At 68.5% G+C, this 23779-nt stretch carries 23 protein-coding genes and 1 pseudogene; 7 read left to right on the top strand and 17 right to left on the bottom strand.

Annotated features, from left to right (window positions below):
- Positions 1-6: 6 nt before the first annotated feature.
- Both F0U63_RS04410 and F0U63_RS04415 read right to left on the bottom strand, forming a co-directional pair.
- The gene (locus F0U63_RS04410; RefSeq protein ID WP_395844016.1) at positions 7-1488 is read right to left on the bottom strand and encodes an ATP-binding protein; all 1482 of its coding nucleotides are present in this window, start codon (positions 1486-1488) and stop codon (positions 7-9) included.
- A 135-nt stretch (positions 1489-1623) separates the two neighbouring features.
- Positions 1624-2610 carry an endonuclease/exonuclease/phosphatase family protein gene (locus F0U63_RS04415; protein ID WP_395844018.1) on the bottom strand — a complete coding sequence of 329 codons (987 nt, stop codon included), beginning with the start codon at positions 2608-2610 and terminating at the stop codon, positions 1624-1626.
- A 183-nt stretch (positions 2611-2793) separates the two neighbouring features.
- Here F0U63_RS04415 and F0U63_RS04420 point away from each other — a divergent pair, with 183 nt between their 5' ends.
- Entirely contained in the window at positions 2794-3636 is an 843-nt protein-coding gene (locus F0U63_RS04420; protein ID WP_395844020.1) for an AAA family ATPase, read from the top strand.
- A 12-nt stretch (positions 3637-3648) separates the two neighbouring features.
- The gene (locus F0U63_RS04425; protein ID WP_395844022.1) at positions 3649-4851 is read left to right on the top strand and encodes a VWA domain-containing protein; all 1203 of its coding nucleotides are present in this window, start codon (positions 3649-3651) and stop codon (positions 4849-4851) included.
- Positions 4852-4887: 36 nt separating this feature from the next.
- Here F0U63_RS04425 and F0U63_RS04430 read toward each other — a convergent pair whose 3' ends face one another.
- The 8 genes and pseudogenes from F0U63_RS04430 to F0U63_RS04465 all read right to left on the bottom strand — a co-directional run bounded on the left by F0U63_RS04430 (position 4888) and on the right by F0U63_RS04465 (position 9666).
- Complete coding sequence (locus tag F0U63_RS04430; RefSeq protein ID WP_395844024.1) at positions 4888-5358, bottom strand: NUDIX hydrolase; 471 nt, start codon at positions 5356-5358, stop codon at positions 4888-4890.
- Between the two features lie 96 nt (positions 5359-5454).
- Positions 5455-6102: a hypothetical protein gene (locus F0U63_RS04435; RefSeq protein ID WP_395844026.1), complete on the bottom strand. Its 648-nt coding sequence runs from the start codon at positions 6100-6102 to the stop codon at positions 5455-5457.
- Positions 6099-6599: a hypothetical protein gene (locus F0U63_RS04440; protein WP_395844028.1), complete on the bottom strand. Its 501-nt coding sequence runs from the start codon at positions 6597-6599 to the stop codon at positions 6099-6101. Before F0U63_RS04440 ends, F0U63_RS04435 begins: the two co-directional genes overlap by 4 nt.
- 294 nt (positions 6600-6893) lie before the next feature.
- A pseudogene (locus F0U63_RS04445) lies at positions 6894-7034 on the bottom strand (NUDIX hydrolase); the annotation flags it as partial.
- Entirely contained in the window at positions 7021-7323 is a 303-nt protein-coding gene (locus F0U63_RS04450; protein WP_395844030.1) for a hypothetical protein, read from the bottom strand. The gene F0U63_RS04450 and the pseudogene F0U63_RS04445, both read right to left, overlap by 14 nt.
- A 297-nt stretch (positions 7324-7620) precedes the next feature.
- The gene (locus F0U63_RS04455; RefSeq protein ID WP_395844032.1) at positions 7621-8604 is read right to left on the bottom strand and encodes a type VI immunity family protein; all 984 of its coding nucleotides are present in this window, start codon (positions 8602-8604) and stop codon (positions 7621-7623) included.
- A complete protein-coding gene (locus tag F0U63_RS04460) occupies positions 8601-9299 on the bottom strand; it encodes a hypothetical protein (protein WP_395844034.1) in 699 nt (232 codons plus the stop codon). The genes F0U63_RS04455 and F0U63_RS04460 overlap by 4 nt, the downstream gene beginning before the upstream one ends.
- Before the next feature lie 232 nt (positions 9300-9531).
- Positions 9532-9666 (bottom strand): hypothetical protein, encoded by a 135-nt coding sequence (locus tag F0U63_RS04465; protein WP_395844036.1) that lies wholly within the window; start codon positions 9664-9666, stop codon positions 9532-9534.
- 615 nt (positions 9667-10281) lie between these two features.
- On the opposite strand from F0U63_RS04465, the gene F0U63_RS04470 reads away from it, so the two are divergent.
- Together F0U63_RS04470 and F0U63_RS04475 are read left to right on the top strand one after the other, a co-directional pair.
- Positions 10282-11598 (top strand): cytochrome P450, encoded by a 1317-nt coding sequence (locus F0U63_RS04470; protein ID WP_395844038.1) that lies wholly within the window; start codon positions 10282-10284, stop codon positions 11596-11598.
- Positions 11599-11612: 14 nt separating this feature from the next.
- On the top strand, positions 11613-12674 hold the full coding sequence (locus F0U63_RS04475; protein ID WP_395844040.1) for a terpene synthase: 1062 nt from the start codon (positions 11613-11615) through the stop codon (positions 12672-12674).
- Positions 12675-12712: 38 nt separating this feature from the next.
- On the opposite strand, the gene F0U63_RS04480 is transcribed toward F0U63_RS04475, so the two are convergent.
- The 3 genes from F0U63_RS04480 to F0U63_RS04490 form a co-directional block, all read right to left on the bottom strand.
- Complete coding sequence (locus tag F0U63_RS04480; protein WP_395844042.1) at positions 12713-13972, bottom strand: RNA polymerase sigma factor; 1260 nt, start codon at positions 13970-13972, stop codon at positions 12713-12715.
- Positions 13972-14367, bottom strand: a complete 396-nt coding sequence (locus F0U63_RS04485) for a YciI family protein (protein ID WP_395844044.1) — start codon at positions 14365-14367, stop codon at positions 13972-13974. Before F0U63_RS04485 ends, F0U63_RS04480 begins: the two co-directional genes overlap by 1 nt.
- Before the next feature lie 246 nt (positions 14368-14613).
- Positions 14614-15426 (bottom strand): monalysin family beta-barrel pore-forming toxin, encoded by an 813-nt coding sequence (locus tag F0U63_RS04490; protein ID WP_395844046.1) that lies wholly within the window; start codon positions 15424-15426, stop codon positions 14614-14616.
- Between the two features lie 226 nt (positions 15427-15652).
- On the opposite strand from F0U63_RS04490, the gene F0U63_RS04495 reads away from it, so the two are divergent.
- Entirely contained in the window at positions 15653-16141 is a 489-nt protein-coding gene (locus F0U63_RS04495; RefSeq protein ID WP_395844048.1) for a hypothetical protein, read from the top strand.
- Positions 16142-16156: 15 nt separating this feature from the next.
- Here the strand turns inward: F0U63_RS04495 and F0U63_RS04500 are convergent, their stop codons facing one another.
- Positions 16157-16771, bottom strand: coding sequence for a YdeI family protein (locus F0U63_RS04500; RefSeq protein ID WP_395844050.1), 615 nt, complete (start codon positions 16769-16771; stop codon positions 16157-16159).
- A 62-nt stretch (positions 16772-16833) separates the two neighbouring features.
- A complete protein-coding gene (locus tag F0U63_RS04505) occupies positions 16834-18009 on the bottom strand; it encodes a DUF6068 family protein (protein WP_395844052.1) in 1176 nt (391 codons plus the stop codon).
- A 56-nt stretch (positions 18010-18065) separates the two neighbouring features.
- Between F0U63_RS04505 and F0U63_RS04510 the strand changes: the two genes are divergently transcribed.
- Positions 18066-20051, top strand: coding sequence for a hypothetical protein (locus F0U63_RS04510; protein WP_395844054.1), 1986 nt, complete (start codon positions 18066-18068; stop codon positions 20049-20051).
- A gap of 6 nt (positions 20052-20057) precedes the next feature.
- Here the strand turns inward: F0U63_RS04510 and F0U63_RS04515 are convergent, their stop codons facing one another.
- Positions 20058-21779 (bottom strand): hypothetical protein, encoded by a 1722-nt coding sequence (locus F0U63_RS04515; protein ID WP_395844056.1) that lies wholly within the window; start codon positions 21777-21779, stop codon positions 20058-20060.
- Between the two features lie 142 nt (positions 21780-21921).
- A complete protein-coding gene (locus tag F0U63_RS04520; protein ID WP_395844058.1) occupies positions 21922-22695 on the bottom strand; it encodes a rhomboid family intramembrane serine protease in 774 nt (257 codons plus the stop codon).
- Between the two features lie 123 nt (positions 22696-22818).
- Here F0U63_RS04520 and F0U63_RS04525 point away from each other — a divergent pair, with 123 nt between their 5' ends.
- Complete coding sequence (locus F0U63_RS04525) at positions 22819-23772, top strand: alpha/beta fold hydrolase (RefSeq protein WP_395844060.1); 954 nt, start codon at positions 22819-22821, stop codon at positions 23770-23772.
- The last annotated feature ends 7 nt before the right edge of the window (positions 23773-23779 follow it).

Below are 23779 nucleotides of genomic sequence, written 5' to 3' on the forward strand. Positions count from 1 at the left end.
TCCCGCTCAATGCAGGTGCTGGGACAGGGCGTGGGGCTCGGGGGGCGTGGGGTTGACGGCGGACAGCAGCGGCAGGGCCACGTAGAAGGTCGAGCCCCGGCCCAGCTCGCTCTCCACCCAGATGCGGCCCCCGTGGCGCTCCACGATGTCTCGGCTGATGTAGAGCCCCAGTCCCAGTCCGCCATAGGAGGTGATGGAGACGTTGCGCGCGCGGAAGTAGCGCTCGAAGAGCAGCTCCTGCTGATCCTTCGGGATGCCAATGCCCTCGTCCGACACGGTCAACAGCGCGAAGTCCCCGCGCACCTCCAGTGCCACGCGCACGGTGCTGGTGCCGGGGCTGTACTTGAGGGCGTTCTCCAGCAGGTTGGCGATGACCTGCTCGAGCCGGAACGTGTCACCCCGGATGCGCACGGGCTCCTCCGGGTGCGAGTAGTCGATGCGGTGCTGGCCGCGCTCGGCGTCCATGCTGGCCAGGGCCCGCTCGGCGATCATGTCGATGCGAGTGGGCTCGAAATGCAACGCGAGCCGGCCCGCCTCGATGCGCGAGGCATCCAGCAAGTCGTTGATGAGGGCGGTGAGCCGCATGAGGTGCTGGCGCGCGTGGCGCAGCAGGGCGGGGTCCACCGGCTCCTGCCGCTCCAGCCGGCGCTCCATGCCCGCCAGCCGCAGCGACAGGGGGGTGAGGGGCGTCTTGAGCTCGTGCGAGGCGATGGTGAGGAAGTCATCCCGCACGCGGATGGCCTCCTGGGCCTCGCGCAGCAGGCGGGTGCGCTCGGTCTCCGCGTGGCGCTGCTCGGTGATGTCCTCGACGATGCCCACGCCGCCCTCCACCTCGCCATGCTCCCCGATGCACGGGGCCAGGTGCACGCGCACGGGCGTCACCTTGTCCGAGGTGCTGGAGTGGTAGTCCCCCTCGTAATAGGCATGGCGCCCGTCGAGCACGTCGCGCACGCAGTCCGCCAGGGGCCTGTCCGGCAGCGACAGCAGGCGCAGCCCGATGATGCGGGGCCGGGCCGCGCCGATGATGCGCGCGAGATAGTCATTGCACGCCAGGAGGGTGGAGGCCGCGTCGAAGTGGAACAGGCCCAGGGGGGCGTTGTCGAAGACGAGCTGGTGGGCGCGCTCCCCGGACGTGACCTCGGCGGGGCGCCGCACGAGCACGCTGATGTATTCCTCGCGCTCCTGGCCGGAGCACCCGACCGTCACGTCGACCTCCTGCCGCGACCCATCGCTCCGCAGGAGGACGGTCCGCACGGGCTGCCCGCCGGAGTCCTTGGAGAGCAAGGCGTGGAGGAAGGAGCGCTCGCCGGACGTCTCCGGGCGCACGGGCAGCAGGCGCGAGAAGGGCTGCCCCACGAGCTGCCCCGCGCTCCAACCCAGCAGGCGTTCGGCGGCGGGATTCAGGTAGCGCACGCGCTCGCCCGCGTCGCAAGCCACGAGCGGATCCGCCAGCGCATCCATCCATCGCCGTGAGTCATCTCCAGACATGCCTCCTCCCGAAAGGGCGGCCTCTTTGATGGGTAGGGTGGAGATGGCCCGGCTGTGCCGTGAGCCCTTCCGGGCGAATCCACGGAGCATCGTGTCCCCGCTCGGGCGGCGAGCGAGCGGACGGGGGCGGGGACTTCACGGCGCGGGGGCCACGGACGCCTCGGCCCGCGCGGCCGGGGGCTCCACCTGGAAGCGCGCGATGAGGGGCATGTGGTCCGACAGCCCATGGAAGCAGCTGCGCAGGTCGCCAAAGGCGTGCGTGCCGTCGGTGTCGAGCCACCGCACGCGCTCGCCGGAGAAGATGTGGTCCAGGTGCATGCGCATGTGCATGAAGCCCGCGGTGGGGAAGCCCCGGGAGAAGCGCGGATCGATCTGCCCCACCGCCGCCTGGGCACTGGTGAAGCGCGCCTCGTCACAGAAGAACTGGTAGACGGGCGAGGCCGGGGGCGAGTTGAAGTCCCCACAGACGACGAAGGGCTCGCCGCCCGAGTGGCGCTGGACGAGCTCGGCCAGGGCGCGCGCCTCGTGCAACTGGTTGATGCCGTTGCCCATCTTGTCCCGGGTGGCCCAGAAGGCGCGGGCGAACGGCGTGGGCAGGCTCAGGTGGGTGTTGAAGACATGCAGGGGCAGCCCATCCTCCTGGCGCACCAGGCGCATGTGGGCGCAGATGCGGCTCTGCTTGCGCTCGCGCAGCATCTGCACGTGGTGGTGGGTGATGCGGTGGGGGGCGTCCACGTTGTGGGTGTCCACCGAGAGCCGCCGGGTGTTGACGAGGATGGCAAGGCCCGTGGTGTAGAGCGAGAAGTCGCGCACCCCGTAGCGGTGGGCGCGGAAGTAGAAGGCCTCGTAGGGCATGGGGCGGTTGAGGAGGGTGAAGGTCTCCTCCATGCGGCCCATGAAGGCCTCGAGCTGGGTCTCGCCGGGGCGCGAGGGGCGGTGGGCGACGCTGCTGCGGAACGACTGCGTCTCCACCTCCTGCAGGCAGATGATGTCGGGCAGGGGCTCCAACGTGGCCAGCGCGGCGGCCACCCGCCGCTTGGGGCCCAGCGTGCTGGCCAGACCCCGCAGGGCGTGCCCGAAGTAGCGGACGTTGTAGCTGACGATGCGGAGACTGTCGGTCATGCCCATCACCCACACCGCGTGGAAGAGAGAGGTCCGTGGGAAAGTAGGGCCTGCCTGGGCCCGGGGGGAGGGGCATGGGGGCAGGCATCCAGGGGGGCGGAGGGTGAGCCGCCGGAGGCGGGGGTGGACTCGTCCTCCAGGCGGGCGGGCGGGACGGGGGGGTGTTAAAGGAGTCGGCACGCCATGACGCCTCCTCCTTCCCGCTTCCACGGAACCGATACCTACCTCTCCAGCGAGGGCCTCCAGGCCGCCGTCAACTGCGCGCTGACGCTCCAGCGTCCGTTGCTGGTGCGCGGCGAGCCGGGCACGGGAAAAACCCTCCTGGCCGAGGCCGTGGCCCAGAGCCTGGGCCTGCGCCTGCTCACCTGGCACGTGAAGAGCACCACACGCGCCCAGGACGGGCTCTACGTCTACGACACCGTGCAGCGCCTGTACGACTCGCGCTTTGGCGATGGGGACGTGCGCGACATCCGTCGCTACATCCGCCTGGGGCCGCTGGGCGAGGCGTTCGCCTCGAAGGAGCGCGTGGTGCTGCTCCTGGACGAGGTGGACAAGGCCGACGTGGAGTTCCCCAACGATCTGCTCCACGAGCTGGACCGGATGCGCTTCCGCATCACGGAGACGAACGAGGACGTGGTGGCCACGCACCGTCCGGTGGTCATCATCACCAGCAACAACGAGAAGGAGCTGCCGGACGCCTTCCTGCGCCGGTGCGTCTTCCACTTCATCGACTTCCCGGACCAGGAGCTGATGCGGCGCATCGTCGAGGTGCACCACCCGGGCCTGGACGCATCGCTCACGGAGCAGTCGCTCAAGGTGTTCTACGAGCTGCGCAACTTCACGCGGCTGCGCAAGCGCCCGTCCACGAGCGAGCTGGTGGATTGGATCGCCGTGCTCAAGGCCAACGGTGTCACCCAGGTGAAGCTGGACGAGCAGTTGCCGTTCCTGGGGGCGCTGCTCAAGCGTGAGCAGGACCTGATGGCGGTGGCGGACGCGTTCGGACGCGGCCGGCGGACGAAGGCCTGAGCGGAGCGACCCATGTTCCTGCCCTTCCTCTACGAACTGCGGCGGCGCGGGGTGCCGGTGGGCGCGCACGAGGCGATCTCCCTCGCGGGGGCGCTGAAGGCGGGGCTGCATGACAGCTCGCTGGATGGCTTCTACCACGTGGCGCGCGCGCTGCTGGTGCACTCGGAGACGCACCTGGATGCCTTCGATCAGGCCTTCCTGGCGCACTTCAAGGGAGTGGAGGCCGCGGGGCAGCAGCTCACCGAGGAGCTGCTCGAGTGGCTCAAGGAGGCGCGGGAGCGGCGCGAGCTGACGCCGGAGGAGCGGGCGCTGTTGGAGCAGTTCGACGTGGAGGAGCTGGAGAAGCTCTTCCAGCAGCGGTTGGAGGAGCAGCGCGAGCGGCACGACGGCGGGCCGAAGTGGATTGGGACGGGGGGCGCGTCGCCCTTCGGGCACTCGGGGCAGCCGCGCGAGGGCTTCCGGGTGGGAGGCCCCGCGGGCAGTGGCAGCAAACAGGCGATGCGGCTCGCCGGGGCGCGGGCGTATCAGGGCTACCGGGGCGACGTGGTGCTGGACACGCGGCAGATGGCGGTGGCGCTGCGCAAGCTCCGGGCCTTCACGCGCGAGGGCGCGCCGGACGAGCTGGACGTGGAGGGCTCCATCGCGGCGACGGCGAAGAACGCGGGCGAGCTGGAGGTGGTGACGCGTCCGCCGCGCCGGCCCAACACGCGCGTGGTGTTGATGATGGACGTGGGCGGCTCGATGGACCCGTACGCCCACCTGGTGAGCCGGCTGTTCTCGGTGGCGAAGCAGGCCACGCACTTCAAGGAGCTGCGCACCTACTACTTCCACAACTGCGTGTATGGCCGCGTGTTCGAGAACGCGACGCTGACGGGTGGCATCAGCGTGCCGGACCTCATCGGACAGGTGGGGCGGCACTACAAGCTGGTGATGGTGGGGGACGCGCTGATGGCGCCCTACGAGCTGACCCTGCGCACGGACGTGTACGGCCGCTATGCGCTGGATGAAGGCAAGGAGGGGCTGGTGTGGCTGATGGAGCTGGCGCGGCATTTCGAGCGCAGCGTGTGGCTCAACCCCGAGCCCATCCAGACGTGGAGGGGCAACACCATCGCCGCCGTGCGCAACGTGTTCGACATGTTCCCCCTGACGCTCGACGGACTGGGCGAGGCGGTGGGGCACCTGACCAAGGGGAAGATGGTGCGCGGCCGGAAGTAGGGGCCTTGCGACGCCGTCCTCTCTTGGGGTTGAGGTTCAGACTTCCTCGTCGGGCAGGAGCGTGCGCAGCAGCTCGTCGTCAGGGCCGAGCGGACGCCAGCCGGGCGGTGGCGGCGTGGCGCGGAGCGCTGCCCTGGCTCGTGCGACGCGTTCCTCATGGGTTTCAGGGGTGTAGGCAGACCACGAGCCAAGTGCCTCGGCGACCTTGAAACGGTTGGCGTCGTCCATCACGGCCGGCCAGCCGTCAGGGACGCTCTGGGAAAAGAGGCGCACGAGTACATCACGCACGAAGCGCGTGACTTGCTTGCGCTGCTCCGCCTCGGCGAGCAGCCCGCTCAACACCTGCACCCCGGCGACGTCGTCCTTGCCAAGCTCTTCGGCCAGCAAGTACAGCGGGACGGCAGGGCGCGCTTCCGCGAAGGCAGTGAGCGAGGTGTACCCGAGCTCTCGAACCCGCTCGTACAGGCGCACCTTCCAGGGGCCCTGCCAGGCACTCCCCTCTGTCATGGTCCTCTCCCGGGGACGAAGTTCATCGAGATTTAGGAGGATGGTGCCGCGGCCGGGAGCAGGGGCCGTGCGACGCCGTCCTCTCGAGTCACCCCGTCACTGCACCAGGAACGTGTTCGACTTGCCCTCGTGGCCAGCGATGTCGGTGATGAGGATGACCACGTCCGACTGGATGGAGTTGACCACGACCTGCTGCGTGAGGACCCCGTCCACGAAGGGCTCGCTCACACGCGGGCCGATGGTGCCGCCGGCCCCTGTGTCCAGGCGCACGTTGCCGCGGAACGCCGCCGCGTTGGCGCCGGTCGCGCGCACCGTCAGCGTGAAGGGCTCCAGGCGCTTCTGCGGGCCGATGGGATCGATGCTGTAGCCCTCCGGCCACTCCCCCTCGACGACGGTGAGGCCGCCCGGGCGCACGGCGGTGCGGCCGTCCCCGAGCGTCACCTTCACGTCGTAGCTGCCAGGCGCGAGCACCGACGGAACGCGGGTGGAGATGACGCCCGTGGGCGAGACGGCGAGCGTGGGCACCTCGAGCGTTCCGATGCGCACCGACGCCCGGGTGTCCACCTCGACGCTCCCCTTGTCGTAGTCGACCGTCGCGGGCAGGACCAACTCGGTGTCGACGGCGAGCGCCGTGGCCTCGCTCGCGCGCATCTCCGACGGCGAGACCGAGCGGATGGCCGGCTCCGGCCAGTCCCGGCAGGCCAGGGGCAAGAGCAGCGCGGCGATGGAGACGAGCTTCCTCATGGCAGCTGATACCTCACACCCAGGAGCCCCTGCACACCCGTCGAGCGCCCGAGGACAAAGGGGATGTTCGCCTCGCCGAACCCCACCCGCGCGTCGAGGAACGGCTCGAGCGCCCCCAGCGGGAATCGCAGCTGGGCTCCCGCGAGCAATTCCCAGCCGACCGCCGAGCGCACGGAGCTCGCGGAGAAGTCGCTGGAGAGGTGGTGCAGTGCCAGGAGCGGCCCCACGCCGACGCGCACGTCCGCGCCGAGGTGAGCCATCCGCACGAGGTTCATCCGCCCGACCGCGAGAAGGGGCATGGAGTGCAGGGCGGAGACCGCCACGCCGGTGCCGGGGATGTCCTCGCGGAAGCGCGCCAGCCGCCAGCCGAGCTCCACGTCGATGGAGAAGCGACCCCAGCCGGGAGGCGTCAAGGTGAGTTGCGCCGAGCCCTGGGGGCCTCGGTTGAAGCCACCGCCGTAGAACCCGCCACCCGCGAGCGCGAGGGAGTAGCGCATCTGCTGCGTGGGCTGCGTTGTGGCCGGTCGGGTCCCGGTGCGCGAAGGCACCTCCCGTGCGGGCGCCTTCGGCTTCTTGCGGGAGGTTCCGCGGGGGGACCCCTCCGGAGCAGCCACGGCTGGGGTGGAGCAGAGCAAGAAGAGGAGCGAGAGCCATCGCATGGAGAGGGTGGTCCGCGGGGGTCGACGCCGCAGACCTGGGAGAAGAGAACCCAGTCGGCGGTGGTTGTCGAGCCCCATCGCGCCGAACAGGTGGGGCGGCACGACAAGAGCTGGTGATGGTGAGGGTGATGTTCAGACTTCCTCGTCGGGCAGGAGCGTGCGCAGCAACTCGTCGTCAGGGCCGAGCGGATGCCAGCCGGGCGATGGTGGCGTGTCGCGGAGCACTGCCCTGGCCTGCATGACCCGCTCCTTGTGGGTGTCAGGAGTGAAGCTGGTTGATTTTTAACAGAGGAGATGGGTGGGTTGAGATTGCTGTGAGTGGTGGTAGGGGGACGTGATCAGAGTAGCCAGCATGAATAGCAATTCCTTCGTGAGGATTGTTGAAAATGGATTCTTTTAGGAAGGATTCTATGTTGTAGATGTCGCGGTTGCGCCCGGGTTCTGATTGGAGTGTTAGAATTTTGTTTTCTTTGAAAAGCAGTGATTCTATTTCTTCGCCGCCTATGTGCCCGTTGTACTCCCATTCCGAGTAGTAGAAGCGTATTAGGCCACGAATAATCATTGCGATGTCTCGTACGTCCTCCGGTCGTGAAGCAGTCGAGTCCGCTTGCCCACAAACGGCACAGTGGAAGCCTATGCTGCCGCGAGATTCGATGAATCGTTTGAGACTGGAGTGCTTTGCACATTCAATACATAGGGAGGCAGGCTCAAATGTCATTTTTTTGCCTAGGGTGAAGTCGCTTTTCTCGGATCTGATTGACGAAAATTCTAGCGCGCTGGTGAATCGGATGTACGCGAGTTGTGGCGCCCACGTTGAAATTAAAGGAGAGGAAGTCTTCCTCGATACCTGCGGTTTAGCTCAGTCGAGGAATCGCCGCCACCAGCGGCTTGCGGTGTCAGGCGGACTATCCTGCCAGGACAGGTAGTGGGGGAAGGGAAGGAGCCAGGGCTCAAGCACACGAGCCAGTTCGCGCCAAGCCGGTAACGTGTCGCCTTGGCTCACGTCTCCTGCTTCGGGTTCCGGACCCAGTGCTACCAAAGCCCGTTCTTCCTCCAGGGCTGTCACCGTGGTGGTCGGTGCGTGCAGCCGGGCGCGGAGCGCCGCGACTCCGCCCAGTTGCGCCAGCACTTCCGGGCCCAGGAAGTTGAGCCAGTGAACCCCGTCCACCCGTGTGCCCAGCGCTCGCTGCCCGTGGGTCACGTCCATGCCCGGGTAGCGCAGTGCCTCCTCGTGAATGTCCTTCATGACGGGCCCCCATACGCTGGGCGAATAGAACGCCAGCCCCGCGTGGCCCGATGCATAGGGCAGCATCGCGGCCAGTTGCTCTATCTCCGCTCGCATTTTCCCGGGGCCCCGCGCCTCCATGTACTCGGTGGGCCACGAGAAACTCACAAGACTGACTTCGTCCGCCTGTGGAGTGCGCCATGGTAGCCGTGCCCAATAGAAGAAGCCGTAGCCGCTCAGGCCCCCCTCTCCACCCGAGAGTTCCACGGAACGATCGAACTGCTTCTTCACTCGGCGAAGCACGTACCGTTCATCGGGGACGTCATCCAGGAACCGCTCCCCCCGGGGCGGGGACAACTCGGAGCGGATGAAGTCCCAGCCCTGAGCATCGAGCGGAAATAGATCGTCTTCGCCCTTCACGTCACACCACTCGGACAGGATCTCCGGTCCATGCCCCACGGCACTCAAGTACATGTCGAGCGCACGGTTCACTCCCGCGGAGAGGTCCGCATGGTCGAAAGGCAGGTGCAACACGAGCCGAACCACGTCCCGCTGGACGAGCACTTCTCCATGAGGCGTTGCGGCGTAGTGGCGGATGCGGGGATTGCGACGGCTCATCGGCTGATTCCCAACTGAGGGGTGACGAGGGCACGGGATTGACGTTTCGCCAGCGGTCCATACTTCACCAACTTCTTGATCAGTACCTGCCTGCCTGGACCCAGCGGATCACTCTTGCTCTTGGATGTACAGGGAAAGAAGAAGTCATAGAGGAATTGGATCCGGGTGGCATCTCGCACCAGGTGCAGCACGATGTCGGGAACGAGCGAGCCCAGGCCCTCTTCAGTGAGGACATACGTTTCCGTGGAGGCGTCCTTGCCATAACGAGGCTCGCGGGTGAAATGCTCCGAGAAGTCCCGTCCGAGTTCTCGCTCGACACATGCGAACGCTCGTTCATGCTTCATGATTCCGAGTTTCATGGCGCGGGTTATAGGATCACCATTCCTGTCACGGCCTACCTCTCGATTACACTCCGCGTCGCTTGGATACCTTTCTCGAGGATACTCGCGCTCGTTGACCTCGAAGTCCGCCTCGCGAGCGCACTGCACCAGCACTGCCTCCACTCGCGCCACCTCCGCCTCGTCCAGGAAGTCCTTGAGCGTGAGCAGTCCCCGCACTCTCTGCGCGGCCCTTATCACCGCAGGCGTCGCAGGTATGATTTCTCCGCTGGCTGCTGGCGCCATGCACCCGGGGCTGAACATGCAAGACTGACTCTGGAGCGATGGGGTCATCTCCAGCGGGTCGCTCAGCCTCATGGTACACCCCGAGAGCAGTACCAAGCCCGCGAGAGCCAGTGCGCACACGGCCTTCTTTCGCGCACTTCCGTTCCCTCGCGATACGAACCATCCCTCCGGCATATGCCCCTCCACATCACGACACAGCAACAAGCCCTCGGGAAGCATTACCGAGGACGTGTGCTCCGTCGAGGACGTGGTGCCACCAATGGTGGACGGTGTGGGGGGCCGAGCCGGTGCCGTAGGGCCCTGGTCACCGGTCGAACACGTGGTTCACTTCGTTGAAGGGATCGCCCGCTGGGATGGAGGTCCCATCCGCTCGCTCACGCTCCGCGCTGGAGGTGCTCCACACGTCGAGTCCCTCGTCGCCGCTGACACCTCCACGCACACCCGCGTCAACTCATGGTTGGGGCACTCGCCCGACACCTTGCCGGGGGGCGTGCGGTGTCTACGCTGATTCCTTCCAGCAGCTCGGCGCTCACGCATGGGCGGAACACCACCAGGGCCCTGATCGCGACCAGGATGTCGAGCCGCTTGCGGCTCGTCCCTGGCGGGGCATGGTCGTCACGTCGCCACATGCGCAAGTGCTCTTGGACTCGGGTGCTCGTCCGGTGACCTGGAGGACGGCACCGCGCTTCCCACATGACCTGTCCCGCATGGGCATTTTGTCTCCATGACCCCTTCGCGGCGGAGGTACCGGAGCCTGGCCCGGACGGAGCGAAGTGCGCCGAGCCCCGCGAGTGCTCGGGAGGTGACTTCACCTGTTGGGCCCGTGGGCCTCATCACTGGGTCTTCTCGATGTTCCGTGGGAAACTTGCGTTGCTGGCCACCCGGGATTCCGCTAGGAGAAACATTGCCTCCCGCCCAGGCTTTCCTCTCCAACTTTCGGATCTCCCGACGTGGGCCATGGCCGCCGCGGGGAATCATCCAGCGAGGAGCGTCCACCCCCATGAACACCGTGACCTCTCCGCCCCCTGCCTCCTTCACAGGGGCGCCAGGCGGGTTGCCGCTGCTTGGCCATGCGCTCCGGTTGCTGCGCTCACCTCTCGACTATCTGCAGTCGTTACGTGGACTCGGTGACATCGTCCAGATCCGGGTCGGGCCCTCGCCCTTGTATGTGGTTACTTCTTCTGAGTGCATCCATGAGGTGCTGGTCACTCACGCCGAGAGTTTCGAGAGGGGGCGCATCTTCGACAAGGCGGCCGCCGCGATCGGAAAGGGGCTCATCATCTCCAACGGAGCTTTTCACCGGCGGCAACGAAAGCTCCTACAGCCAGGGTTCCACCGCGCGCGCATCCACGGCTACATGGAGACGATCCACCGGCAAGTGGACGCGCAGATTGCCGGATGGTCGCCGGGTGCCCACCTCTCCCTGCGCGAGGAGATGCAGCGTCTGACGCTCAATGCCGTCACCGGGACGCTGTTCGGCGCGAACACCGAGGCGCGCATCGCCGCCGAGATCGGCGACTACATCGACGCCGCCAACTCCTGGGTGGGTTTCCACACCCTGCTCTCTGGCCGCTTCTTCGAAATGCTGCCAATTCCAATCAACCAGGCTTTCGTGCGCAAGAAAGCCCGGTTCAATGAGATCATCGCCGCGTACATCGAAGCGCGGCGCGCGGATGGCCGCGACCAGGGGGATCTGCTGTCCGCGTTGTTGGCGTCACAGGATGACGAGACCGGCCAGGGGATGAGCGATGAACAGCTCCGGATGGAGATCTCCGGTCTGTTCGTCGCCGGGTCCGAGACCACGGCGACCGCGTTGACCTGGCTCTTCCACGAAGTGGGACGCCACCCCGAGGTGGAAGCGCGCCTCCACGCCGAGGTCGACGCCGAGCTGGGTGGCAGGCCCGTCACCCCGGAGGATCTGCCCCGGTTGCAGTACCTCCAGAACGTGATCTCCGAGACGCTGCGCCGGCACTCGCCCATCTGGGTGTTGACGAGGCGCACCACCCGCGCCGTGGAACTGGCGGGCACCCACCTGCCGGCGGGGGCCGAGGTCATCATCAGCCCGATGATGGTCCATCGCGACCCCCGTCTCCATCCGGAGCCGTTGCGATTCGACCCCGACCGGTGGCTGCCGGAACGGATGCAGAAGATTCCGCGTCATGCCTTCATCCCCTTCGGGGACGGGAAACACAAGTGCATCGGTGACGTCTTCGCTCGCACCGAGATGGTGATCGCTGTCGCCACCATCGCCGCCCGGTGGCGGCTCGTCCCGGTGCCCGGCCACCGTGTCCGGGAGGTTCCCCGCGCGGTCTTGCGACCCAACCAGGTCCTGATGACCGCCGTTCCCCGTTCCTCCACACCTGCCTCCTAGGAGCGCCGTTGCAGATGGACACTCAGCGTGCCGCGATCGAGTTCCGATTTCCGTTCCCTCGTGACCTCAGTCCCGACATCGAACAGGCCCAACGTCACAGCGTCGAATGGGCCCGCCAGATGGGATTGGCCACCACCGATTTCGCGCTCGGGCAACTGGAGGCGTGGAATTGGGGACGTCTCACCGGACACTGTCTGCCCACCGGGCGCGGTGACGTCCTGGACCTGGCCACGGAGTGGATCACCTGGGGGTTCCTGTACGACGACCAGTTCGCCGGCCCTCTCGGGAACCAGCCGGAGCGGGTGGCCCGCATCACCGAGAACATGATTGGTGTTCTCTACGCCACGTCCGGGATACCGGGCGGGAACGCGGCCGCGCGGGGCATCGCGGATATCCTCCACCGGCTCACCCCGATGATGTCCACGACCTGGATGGCCCGGTTCCGCGACCACTTGAGATGGTACCTCATCGGGGTGCTCCGGATGACCACCTTCCGCAAACGCCTCAGTGAGATCGACACCCAGACCGCGTTCGAGATCCGCCGCCTCGATATCGGCATGAATGCCATGATTGATTTCATCGAGGTCGCGGAGGGCTTCGAGATACCCGCGTCTGTCATTGGAACCAGCCAGATCCAGACGCTGCGCCAATGCGTGATCGACATCGTGCTGCTGCAGAACGACGTCTTCTCCCTTCCGAAGGACCGGCATCAACAAGAGGTCAACGTGGTCCTCGCCATGGAGCGTTCGGAGAACCTCACCACCGCCCAGGCCCTGGAACGCACCGCCGCCCTGGTCGACGAGACGGTCCAGCGGTTCCTCACCGTCAAGGCGGGGATGGCCGCCCTCTACGACACCCTCGGTCTTGGCGCCACCGACCGTGCCCGCATGGAGCGGTACATCCACTGTCTCGAACTCATGGCTCACGGCTCCGTCTATTCACATGCCGAGTGCGTCCGGTATTCCACCCGGCCCGAACACACCCGGCCCATCGCGGGCCGGGGCTTCATCCAGGATCTGCACCTGGACGCGGGCATCGAGCTGACGCACGAGCTCACCCGGACAAACCGGGGGTGAGCCCCTGACTGGCCGCGCGAGCACCGCCCTGAGACTTGCTACTTCCGGGTCTCGCTCAGCCGGGCCGCGTGCGTCAGGAGGTAGTTGCGCTCCTGCAGGCTCGTCGTTCGCTCCGCCGCGCGCCGGTAGTGGGCAATGGCTCCCTCCTTGTCGCCCACCCGCTCCAGCAGATGCGCGCGGACCGCGTCGAGGCGATGGTGACCCGCGAGGCGCGCGTCCCTGTCGAGTGCGTCGAGCCGCTCGAGTCCCGCGGCCGGGCCGTGGACCATCGCCAGCGCGATCGCCTGGTTGAGTGCCACCATTGGATTGTCGGACATGCCCCGCAGCAGGCCATACAGCTCGAGAATCTGTGCCCAGTCCGTCTCCTCGGTGCTCGCGGCCTCGTCGTGTACCGCGGCAATCGCCGCCTGCACCTGATACGGGCCGACCTCGCCTCGCGGCAACGTCGCGGTGAGCAGCGCCAGTCCCTCGGTGATCTCGTCCCGGTCCCACAGGGTCCGGTCCTGCTCGTCGAGCGGGATGATCTCTCCCGCCGGTCCGGTCCGTGCGGCGCGCCGCGCGTCGGTCAGGAGCATGAGCGACAGGAGCCCCGCGACCTCACGCTCCTCGGGCACGAGGCGATGGAGCATGCGCGTGAGGCGGATGGCCTCCCCCGAGAGGTCGTCTCGGTGGAGCGCTGGGCCGGAGGTCGCCGTGTAGCCCTCGTTGAAGAGCAGATACAGCACGTGCATCACGGCGCCGAGGCGCTCGGCGCGCTCCTCGTCCGTGGGCACCTGGAAGGGCACCCCCGAGTCCTTGATGCTCTGCCTGGCCCGGCTGATCCGCTGCGCCATGGTCGCTTCCGGCACCAGGAACGCGCGGGCGATCTCGAAGGTCGTCAAGCCACCCACGGCGCGCAGCGTGAGCGCGATCGCGGACGGTGGCGAGAGCACGGGGTGGCAACACATGAAGAGCAGGTCGAGGGTGTCATCCCGCTCCGTGGCGTGTGCCTCATCCGCGGCCAGGGCGAGCTGCTCCTCCGGGGGCACCAGGCTGACCACGAGCGCCTCGCGGTGGCGGCGGGCCGCCTCGGCGCGGACGTGATCGGTGATGCGCCGTGACGCGACCTGGATGAGCCAGGCGCGTGGATTGCCGGGCAGGCCCTGGCTCGGCCACTGCGTCGCCGCCGCGAGCAAGGCTTCCTGCACCGCGTCCTCCGATGCGGCGAAGTCGCGGAACCGCCGGATGACGGCGCCCAGCACCCGCGGCGCGAGGTCGCGCAACAGGTGCTGGGTGCGGATGTCCAGTGACGGGGGCATCAGAGCAGTTCGGGAGGTGGCCCGCTCATCACCTGCCGCACCTCGATGTCCATGTTGAGGGGCGCGCCGCCAGGACCCGGGGCGGCGGAGGCCTGTGCGGCGATCTCGTAGGCGCGCTCGGGGCTGCCGACCTCCACGATCCAGTACCCGACGAGGAACTCCTTCGCCTCGGGGAACACGCCGTCCGTGATGGGCTTGCCATCCTTTCCGGCACGCACGCGCCTGGCTTGATCGGGGCCTGCCAGGCCCTCGGCCGATACGAGCTCGCCCGACTCCCCGAGCTTCTTCGCGAAGTCCTTCATGAACGCGATGTGCGCCTTGAAGTCCTGCTGCGACCACTGGGTGATCTGGTAGGGGCCCTTGCCCGGGGTGTGCATCATCAGGAGGTACTTCATTGGTCGATTCCTTTCGTTCGGGCGCTCCTCCCTGGAGCGCGCTTTCACCCAGGAGTCGGAGCGGGACGAGGGTTCTCGACATCGGCGCTTTTTTCGAGGCCTTTTTTCCGGAAGGTTCCAGCGTCACCCCGTGATTCCAGGGGGTTGCGGTGCCGCCTTCACCAAGGGGCGCCTGCTCGTTTCCACCGTGGACGAGCACACGGCCAACCCGGGTCACCCGCGCGTTCCCACCGTGCGGGGAGGCGCCTAGTAACGGCGGAACGGATCGCTGTAGGCGCTGTAATCGAAGTACCAGGTGTTCCAGTTGTCGATCAGCACGTATTGCTGGACCTGGTCCCAGCTCAGCGGAATGAGGGGTTTGCCCAAAATCACCATGTCCTTCTTGCTGATGGACGAGAGGTAATAGAGATCAGTCCGCCAATCATTGATGACACGGGTGCGCTGGTACTTGAAGCTGGAGGCGCAACTCCTGCCCGCCGCCGTGGCGCAGTGGGCGTACACCAGTGCGACCTGATAGATATAGAAGGTCGCGGGCCCCTGCAGCGTCGTGGTCCAGCTCTGGATCGTCTGCTGGGACCAGGACGACGACCTGGAGAACCCGGTCTCGATGCTGGAGCCGACATTGACGATGTCGATGTTGGCGCCCACCGAGTAGCTCGCCTTGACCTCCTTCGTGAAGGTCTCCGTGAGGCCCACGGTCTGGGTCGTGGTGTAGTGCTGGGTGGCGCCGCTCGGATAGGTGTACGTGCTCACGTACTTCAGGTAGGCGAAGATCGGCCGCGTGTAGGTGCCCCAGTTCTGGGTCTTGATGTAGATGTCGCCATGGACGGTCTCTCCGTCCACCCAGCATCCCGGCGGCGGATCCTGGTTCTTCAGGCACGAGTCGATGCCGAAGTCACCGCCCACGGCCCAGGGATAGCTCGCCGAGTTGCTCTGGCCCGTGACGATGTTTGGCGCGGCGACCGCCGATTTCTGGTGCCGGAGGAAGTCGCTCACATTCCTCAGCTCCAGAAGGCTGGCGTCTTGCTGGGTCACGTTCACGGGTTTTTCGTCGCTCATGGTGGAACCCCCCACTCGGACCCATGTCGCCATCGGCCCGATTCCCTCCCGCCGGATCATCCCGGCAAGCTCCCCAAGCTGTCGAGTGGACCCGGGGGTGGAGCGCCATGAACCCTCGAAAGAAGACAATCCGTCCCGGTGTGCTTCAATGCACGGTGTTCGGAGATATGGAATTGGACTTGAGGACGAGGAGCACGCGCGTGGACATCGCCTGGACGGAGGCGGGGTGAGTCCGGAGGCGCCCGCGGCGCCGGGCCTGCTCGCGGTGGACCTCGGGTTGCGCTCGGGGCTGGCCTTTTATGGCCAGGACGGACGGCTGCGCTGGTACCGCTCGCAGAACTTTGGCTCCCCGTCCCGGCTCAAGCGCGCGGTGCCCGCGGTGCTGCACTCGGCCGGGCCGCTCGCGTGGCTGGTGCTGGAGGGCGGGGGGCCCATCGCCGAGGTGTGGGAGCGCGAGGCCCTCCGGCGGGCGCTTCCGGTGCTGCGCGTGTCCGCCCAGGACTGGCGGGCGCGGCTCTTGTACGCCCGCGAGCAGCGCAGCGGAGGTGTCGCCAAGGACGCGGCCGGAGTGCTCGCGCGCCGGGTGATTGACTGGTCCGGTGCGCCCCGGCCCACCTCGCTGCGGCACGACGCCGCCGAGGCCGTGTTGCTCGGGCTGTGGGGCGCGCTGGAGGTGGGGTGGTTGGCGCAGGTGCCGCCCGAGGTGCGCAGGTAGGCGGCGGCGCGGTGCTCACTTCGACGTCGGGGGCGTCCGGGTGAGGTGGCGCAGGGTGCGCCCCTCCTCGGAGTCCTGGAGGAGGGTGGCGAGCCGCTTGAGCCGCGTCTCCTCCTTCTTCGCGCTGGTGATCCAGTGGAGGGCCGTCCGCTGATACCAGGGCGCCTGCGATTGGAAGAAGCTCCAGGCCTTCTTGTTTGCCTTCAATTGTTTGTCATACGCCTCGGGCAGCGCGGCCTCCTGCTTCTGCTCGTAGGCGTAGATCTCCGAGCGCTCCGCCGTGCGGGCCTCGAAGGCCCGGAGTCCCGCGGGACGCATCAATCCCTGCTCGGTGAGTTCCCGGACGCGTTGGATGTTGACGCTGCTCCAGATGCTGCGTGGCTTCCGGGGGGTGAAGCGGATGGTGTAGCTGTGCTCGTCGAGCCGCTTGCGCACTCCGTCTATCCAGCCGAAACACAGCGCCTGATCCACCGACTCGGGCCACGTGATGCTGGGGCGGCCCGAATCCCTCTTGTGGAACCCGACCAGCAGCTCCGGTTGCTGCTCATGGTGCTTCTCGAGCCAGGCGCGCCAGTCGGCGGGAGTCGCGAAGAAGAGGGGCTTCGACGGGGGTTTCGAGGGCGGCTTCATGGTGCCGGGGAGTATACGGACTCCGGCATGCCGCCTCCCCTCGCGTCCTCTTTGGGTGGGCGCTACTTCGCGCCGCTCAACCAGGAGCCCCAGCGCACGAGCCGGGAGCCGCCCTCGGGCTCGCGCTTGCCACCCTTCTCCACGCGCTCGGTGCTCTCGGCGAGCGGCTGGAAGCGCGCCTCGCGCGCCAGCCCCGCGAGCGTGGGGGACCACGGGTCGGCCGCGTACGTCTCCGAGAGGACGCGCTGGGTGCTCCCGTCGTTCTCCGTGCGCTGCGCCGTGAGCGCGGGCACCGCGTGGCCCTCGGCCTCGAAGGTGCCGCGCGCGCCGGTGGCCGCCGTGGCGGGGGGCCATGGCACGGCCACCGCTTCCCACACCAGTCCCGTCAGCACCTCCTCGAGGGGCTCGGGCTCGGCCTCGGCGAAGTTCGTGCACGGCGCGGCCTGGGTGTCCAGCGGGGCCTCGGTGCGCAGGAGATAGCCGCGCTCGGCGCCGAAGCACACGCGCGTCAGGGTGGGCGTGGGGCCCTGCTCCAGGCGCCGGTCATAATAGGTGCCGGAGCCCAGGGGGCGCTCCAGGGCGGGCGCGGCGGGGCTGGCCGTGGACGAGCCCTCGCGGAAGTCGCGCAGCGTCAGCTCGCTGCCGCCCGGGACGTGGAAGCCCGCGGTCTGCGTGCGCGCGCTGAGCAGCCCCCGGGTGAGGTAGAGCGGTCCGGGCTCGGTGGCGTACACGCGCGTGACGAGCGGGCCATCCACCGGGCGCGAGTCCTTCTCGAAGCGCTGGGCGTCCCAGGCGCGGCCGGCGACGGTGGGGCGCTCGGCGGCGGGCTCGCCCAGGGGGGGCACCTCGATGGGGCGCGTCACGTCCGAGCGCACCGGGAGCAGTTGCGGCCAGGCGAGCCACACCGGGGCCAGGGGCTTGCCGGCCTCGTCCGTGAAGGACACGTTCACCCACACCCAGGGCTGCTGCACGGCCACCACCTCGAGCGCCACCAGGCCGCGCAGCGAGCGCGCCGTGCCGCCCGGGGCCGCGCCCTGCTGTGCCGAGAAGGTGTAGGTGACGGCGTCGCCCACCCGGGCGCGCTGCCAGGGGGACGTCGCGGAGGGGGCGGTCCCGGTGGGGGGTTCCGAGGGGGTGGGGGCGAGGCCGCCGGACTTCGTGCTCTGGCAGCCCGCGAGGAGGACGAGCGCCATGCCCAGGGTCATGGAGGCGGAGCGGAAAGGGAAACGCATTCGCATGGGGGACTTGATACACCGGGGGTGAAGCCCCTCCCATCTTTCGCTGGAGCCGCTGCATGTCCCCGTCGTTGCCCATCCGCCGCGTCGTTCTCTACAAGCATGGCGTTGGCTACTTCGAGCGTCGGGGCACGGTGGAGGGCCGTGAGACGCTCCACCTGGACTTCAAGGCCCGGGACATGAACGACGTCCTCAAGTCCATGACGGTGTTGGACCTGTCGGGCGGCTCCGTGTCCTCGGTGAGCTACGACTCCACCCGGCCCCTGGAGCAGCGGCTGCAGGACATCACCCTGCGCATTCCCGAGTCGGGCAGCCTCACCGCGCTGCTCGGGCAGGTGAAGGGCGCGCGGGTGCGGGTGCGCGTGGGCACGGAGCAGCTCGTGGAGGGCGTCATCGTGGGGCTCGACTCCATGCCCGTGGCCGAAGGCGACACGGCGGTGGAGCGGCCCTACCTGACGCTGCTGGTGGGCGCGGCGCTGCGCGGCTTCGACTTGCTGGAGGTGGCCGAGCTCACCTTCCTGGATGACGCCGTGCGCGCGGACCTGGAGTTCTACCTGTCCACGATGCTCTCCTCGTACAAGAAGGACAGCAAGCGCGTGTCGGTGCTCACCGCGGGCGAGGGCAAGCGCGAGCTGTTCGTCTCCTACGTGCTGGAAGCGCCGGTGTGGAAGACGAGCTACCGCATGCTCCTGGAGGAGGGGAAGCCGCCGGTGCTCCAGGGCTGGGCGGTGGTGGACAACACCGGGGACGAGGACTGGGAGCAGGTGGAGCTGACGCTCATGGCCGGGCTGCCGGTGTCCTTCGTGCACGACCTGTACAACCCGCGCTACCTGCGGCGGCCCGTGGTGGAGGTGCGCACCGAGGCGGCCGTCGCGCCCGTCATCCCCGAGGAGGGCTTTGGCGCGGTGCGGGAGATGGCCGCGGAGCCGGAAGCGGTGGTGGCGCCCATGGCCGCGTCCGCTCCCGTGGCCGCGCCCATGATGCGGGCCATGTCGACCGGGGGACTGCCCCGGCGCGAGGCCCAGGAGCGCAGCGCGGCGGTGCAGACGGTGACGAAGGAGGTGGGCGAGCTCTTCGAGTACCGCGTGCAGCACCCGGTGACGGTGCGCCGCAACCAGAGCGCGCTGGTGCCCATCCTCCACCGGCCCTTCGAGGGACGGCGGGTGCTGCTCTACAACCGCGCCACGCGCGAGAAGAACCCCCTGGCGTGCCTGGAGCTGCGCAACACCACGGGGCTCACCCTGGAAGGGGGCCCGGTGACGGTGACGGAGGGGGACACGTACGTGGGCGAGGCGATGCTGGACACCATGAAGCCGGAGGACCGGCGGCTCGTGCCCTACGCGGTGGAGCTCGGGTTCGTGGTGTCGGTGGAGGATCGCTCCGAGGAGGGGCCGGTGCGCCGGGCCATGGTGAGCCATGGCGTGCTGACGGTGGAGTTCATGATGATGCGGCGCACCCACTACCACCTGCGCAACAAGGCGAAGCGGGCGCAGATCCTCTTCCTGGAGCATCCGCGCACGGAGGGGTGGCGGTTGGACCAGGTGGGCGCGCCCGACGAGACGACGGACCACTACTGGCGCTTCACGCGGGGGCTGGCCGCGGGGGGGTCGGAGACGTTCACCGTGACGGAGTCCTCGGGCCGCCAGCGCACCTACCTGCTGGCCAACACGGGCCTGGACGAGGTGAGCTTCTTCCTGAGCTCGGGCTTCATTGACGAGCGCGTGGCCCGGAGCCTGCGGGAGATCATCTCCCTGCGCGAGCGCGTGGCACGGCGCTCCGAGGAGGTACGCCAGCGCACGGAGGAGCGGGCGCAGCTCTTCAAGGATCAGGAGCGCATCCGGGCCAACATCGAGTCGCTCAAGAGCGGCACGCCGCAGCGCGAGCTGGTCGCGCGCTTCGTCACCAAGCTCAACGAGCAGGAGGATCGGCTGGAGGGGATCGCCCGGGAGCTGGAGCGGCTCTCCCAGGAGCAGCGCGAGGCGCAGGAGGAGGTGAACCGGCAGATCCAGCGGCTCGCCTTCAGCACGGAGCCGGGCAAGCCGTGAGCCGGCTCAGCCGCGCTCGAGCACGAGCGGCGTCCAGTCCCCGCGCAGGCTCAGGCGGGGCACGGTGACGCCGCCATCCGGCGCGGCGAACACGGTGCCGTGGGCATGCCCGAAGGACCAGCGGATGCGCTCGCCCGGCAGGCACTGGAAGCGCTGCACGCGCCGGGGCGTCACATCCACCTGGGGGGTGGTGTTGACACCGGGGCCGAGCACCGCGCGCAGCGGCATCACGAAGCGCTGGGGGGTGTCCACCAGCCGGCTGGCATCCCAGCGCAGCGCCCGGTTGAACATGCCCGCCACGTCTCCATCCCAGCCCGTGTCGCCCGCCACCTTGGGGTCTCCCGCGTAGCCGGACTCCTTGCGCCACGGCTGGTGCCCGTTGCCGCCCCGGCCCGGATCTCCATCCCAGGACGAGCGGCTGAAGGCCGGGAAGGCCACGTCCCGCCGCAGGAAGGACTTCGGATCCGTGCGCGGACTCCAGCCCCGGTCCCACCAGCGCTCCCCGAGCCAGGGATCCGGCTCGATGTGGCCGCCCTCGTGCCACACGGCGACGTGGCCGATGTGCTGGGCTTGCAGCGTCTCGTAGAAGGAGGCGCCGGTGAGGGTGCTGGGGCTCACCATGGAGCCGAAGTGGATGATGGGATCGTCCTTGCCGTGCTCCAGGATGAGGAACTGCGAGCGCGCCTCGGGCTCGTCGCGCAGGGCGCGGGTCATGTCCAGCCGGCTCCAGACGCCCAGGCCCTCGGGCCCCGGCACCTCTTCCTCGGGCATGCCCCACAAGGACGAGAGCTGCGCCAGCCGCCAGGGCCGGTGGGCCCGGGCCACGGGCTGGGCATGGCGGGCGAACACCCCCGCGAAGTGCCGGGCGTCCAGCAGGCCGAGCGTCAGCGCGCCCGCTCCGCCCATGGAGTCACCCTCAACGAAGACCCGGTTGGGATCCGCGCTGGGATAGCTGCGCAGCACCCACTCCAGCAGCGCCAGCACCCGGCGCACGGTGTACGGCGGCACGCTGCCCCGGGGCGCGGTGCCCCGGAGCACGTCCTCCGAATAGCCGTACCAATAGGTGAGCTGCGGATCGCTCGGCTGGATGATGAAGCGATCCCGGGCGACCTCGGGAGCGGGGGGCCAGTTGCCCACCCCGTGCAGGCGCACCGTCACCGCCATGGGCTGGCGGGCCGTGGCGGCCAGCGGCACCGTCACCACCGCGGGGAAGGTACGGCCGGCCTGACTCGGGCTGTCCAGCCACGTGTCCGTGGGTTGCTCCAGCGTCAGCCGCAGGCTGCCCGCTTCCTCCTCCCGCTGGACGATGCGGGGCTCGGGCGGGCGCACGGTGTCGCGCACCGTCACCATCAACTCGCCCCGGACCCGCTGCTCCCCGTCCACGGCGGTGAACGTCACCTCGTGGCGCCAGCCGCCCTGGATGAAGTCCGGCTGGAAGGTGAGGGTGCGCGAGGGCTCATGCCAGATGGCCCCGGGCGGCAGGCCCTCCACGAAGACACGGGTGCCTGGACGGCCGCCCTTCACGGGGATGGTGATGCGCAGCACCTCCTCCTCGTTCACCGTCTGCGGCGGAGGAAGCTCGAGCGTGAGGCCCCGGGGGAACAGGGGATCGGTCTCCGTGCGGGTCGATGCCCGCGGGGGCGAGTCCCAGAGCCCCAGGCACATCAGCGCCACGAGGAGCGGCGAGTGCCGCGCAATGCCACACCGCAACTGCCTGCCCCAGCGCATCTTGCCACGACCTCACGGACTTCTCTGGGGAGCGGCGGGCTCCCCGGGGGTGATTGCTGTCCAGGGAGCAAGCTTCATGCCCTGGCGCGGACGCCGAAACAGACGAACCGGCGCGTTCGTTCCCGGCGCGTCCCGAGCGCTCTCACGGATGGTCGGGGTGCAGCCGGTGCCGCCATCCCGAGCGCTGACGGGTGAGCCGGGGCTTCTCGAAGAACTTGATGAGGACGAGCCCCGCGACAAACCCACCCACGTGGGCCCACACCGCCACGCCACTGCCTCCCTCGGCGCTCAGGGAGTTGAGCTGGGGCAGGCCGGTGATGACCTGGAGACCGAACCAATAGAGGAGCACCATCCACGCGGGCAGGGGGATGATCTTGAAGAAGATGATGAAGATGAAGAGCATGTTCACCCGCACGCGCGGGTAGAGCAGCAGGTAGGCCCCCATGACGCCGGAGATGGCGCCCGAGGCCCCCACCATGGGGATGGGCGAGGAGGGGTCCACCATCACCTGCGCCGCCGCCGCCGCCAGGCCACACACGATGTAGAAGACGATGAAGCGCAGCCGCCCCATGCTGTCTTCTACGTTGTTGCCGAACACCCAGAAGAAGAGGCAGTTGCCGAGGAGGTGGCTCCAACTGCCATGCAGGAACATGGAGGTGAGGGGCGTGAAGGTGTTGATGGGCTCGCGGTCCACCACGCACGCGAGGCCCTGGCCGATCTGCACGGGGAAGCCCTCGGGAGCCAGGCCGGTGAGCTCGCCCGGAACGAGCCCGAGGTTGCACACGCTGGCGGCCAGCACCGTGGGGTTCAAGCCCGCTCCCTGGACGAGCACCCAGGTGGCGCCGATGGCACCGAGGAACAGGTAGGTGATGACGGGACTGCGGAGCGTGGGGTTGTCGTCACTGAGAGGAATCATCGCGCGGGCCCCATCATGCCCACTGCGGCGCGCGGGGGCAGCGCTTTCCCTCCTGCTTGTGGGGGAGCGGACGGGCACGCGGGGTGCTTCCTGGCGCGGGGGGCGATTCTTAACTGTACGCCCATGAACGCCATCTTCTCCCGTCCCGTCTCGCTGCCCGGTCTCCGCATGCAGGCCCTGGAGGCGGGGCCCGCCCAGGGGCCGCTGGTGCTCCTGCTCCATGGGTTCCCCGAATTGTCCGAGAGCTGGCGCGAGGTGATGGGTCCGCTGGCGGAGGCGGGCTTGCGCGTCGTCGCGCCGGACATGCGCGGCTACGGCGACACGGAGCGGCCCGAGACGGGCTACGACCTGGACACCCTGGCGATGGATGTCGTGCACCTGGCGAGACACCTGAGCCCGGGTCGGCCGGTGCACCTGGTGGGGCATGACTGGGGCGGCATCATTGCCTTCTACGTGGCCGCCCATCACCCGGAGGTGGTGGACCGGCTGGCCGTGGTCAACGCCCCACACCCGGCGCTGCTCGTGCGCGAGCTGGCCAGACCCGCGCAGATGCTGCGCTCCTGGTACGCCTTCTTCTTCCAACTGCCGTGGCTGCCCGAGCGGCTGTTGTCCGCGGGGGGTGGGGCCCTGGTGTCCCGGATGCTGCGGCGGCAGATGGTGGACGACTCGCGCGTGCCTCCGGGGAAGCTGGCGGAGTACGAGGCCCACTTCTCGCGGCCCGAGGCGGTGCGCCCGCCCATCACCTACTACCGCGAGCTGTTCCGCTTCCTCTTCACGCCCGGGGGCAGGCGCCGGCTGCTCGCCACGCCGCGTGCGCGCGCTCCGCTGATGCTCATCTGGGGCGAGCGGGATCCCGCCCTGCGCACGGCGTTCACCCAGGGACTGGAGCCGTACTTCGAGCAGCGCCCCATCGTGCGCCGGCTGCCCGAGGAGGGCCACACCCTGCCGCTCGAGGCGCCGGACAAGGTGGCGTCGCTGCTGCTCGAACACTTCCGCGCCGCGCGGGCCACGAGTGGCGTGGAGCGGGTGGACGTGCGCGCCCGGGAGCAGGAGCGCGAGCTTCATCCCCCGGCGTGAGGCAGGG

The sequence above is a fragment of the Cystobacter fuscus genome (assembly GCF_044360685.1).
GTDB classification, from domain to species: domain Bacteria; phylum Myxococcota; class Myxococcia; order Myxococcales; family Myxococcaceae; genus Cystobacter; species Cystobacter fuscus_C.